Below are 1432 nucleotides of genomic sequence, written 5' to 3'. Positions count from 1 at the left end.
GTCGGGGGTCGGGAAGTTGTTGCGGCCCAAGCTGAAGCAGTGGTACGGCCCGCGGCTGGAGGCGCTGTACGACGATGTCGCGCGGGATCAGGAAGCGGAGTTGCAGCGGCTGCGCCGCGACGCTGCCGGTCTGCCGGTGTACGAGACGGTGGCGCGGGCGGCGCGCGCGGTGCTCGGGTGTTCGGCCACCGAGTTGCGGCCCGAGGCGCGGTTCGGTGATCTGGGTGGGGATTCGCTGGCGGCGCTGTCGTATTCGACGCTGCTGCGGGAGTTGCTCGGGGTCGAGGTGCCGGTGAACGTGTTGCTCGGACCGGACAGTGATCTGGCGCGGATCGCGGACTATGTCGGTCGGGAGCGCGAACCGGGTGCGCGGCGAACCGATGTCGAGGCGGTGCACGGTGTGGGTGCGACCGAGATCCGCGCGGCGGATCTCACGCTGGCGAAGTTCCTCGACGCGGGGATGTTGGATCGTGCCCGGGGGCTGCCGTCCGCCACGGTGCCGCCGTCCACGGTGCTGATCACAGGGGCGAACGGCTATCTGGGGCGGTTTCTGCTGCTGACCTGGCTGGAGCGGTTGGCGCCGCTGGGTGGTCGGGTGATCTGCGTGGTGCGGGGTGGGGACGCGGCTGCCGCGCGTGCACGTCTGGCGGCGGCGTTCGAGACCGATCCGGCACTGGCCGAGCACTTCCGCGCGCTCGCCGACGGTGTGCTCGAGGTGGTGCCGGGGGATATCGGGGAGCCGGATCTCGGGCTGTCCGCGGCGGAGTGGCGGCGGCTGGCCGAGGAGGTGGATCTGATCGTGCATTCGGCGGCGCTGGTGAATCATGTGCTGCCGTATGGGCAGTTGTTCGGTCCGAATGTGGTCGGGACCGCCGAGGTGATCCGGCTGGCGTCGACGGCGACGCGCAAGCCGGTGAGTTATCTGTCGACCGTGGCGGTGGCGGCGCAGGGGGAGTCGTTCGCCGAGGACGGTGACGTGCGGGTGATGAGTCCGGTCCGGCGGGTGGACGCGAGCTACGCGAACGGGTACGGCAACAGCAAGTGGGCCGGTGAGGTGTTGTTGCGGGAGGCGTCGGAGCGGTTCGGGTTGCCGGTGGCGGTGTTCCGGTCGGACATGATCCTGGCGCACAGCGACTATCCCGGTCAGGTGAATGTGCCCGACGTGTTCACCCGGTTGCTGTTGAGTGTGCTCGTGACCGGTCTCGCGCCCGCGTCGTTCTATCTGACCGACGCCAACGGGCGGCGGCAGCGCGCGCACTACGACGGGTTGCCTGCCGATTTCGTCGCCGCGGCGGTGACGGGGCTGGGTGCGGCGGCGGTGACGGGGTACCGGACCTTCGATGTGGTCAATCCGCACGACGACGGTGTTTCGCTGGACAGTTTCGTGGATTGGCTGATCGAGGCGGGGCATCGGATCGATCGGATCGATGAC

Annotated in this window: 1 protein-coding gene; it reads left to right on the top strand. The window is 69.3% G+C overall.

What is annotated here, in order from left to right; all coding sequences use genetic code 11:
• Positions 1-1432 (top strand): thioester reductase domain-containing protein (locus ACWDNU_RS45740; protein WP_449673433.1); only part of this gene is annotated, 1432 nt, incomplete at both ends.

This window comes from Amycolatopsis sp. NPDC003676 (assembly GCF_053587275.1).
Note: the sequence above shows the minus strand (reverse complement) of the source record. Positions and strands in the feature narration are given on the sequence as shown.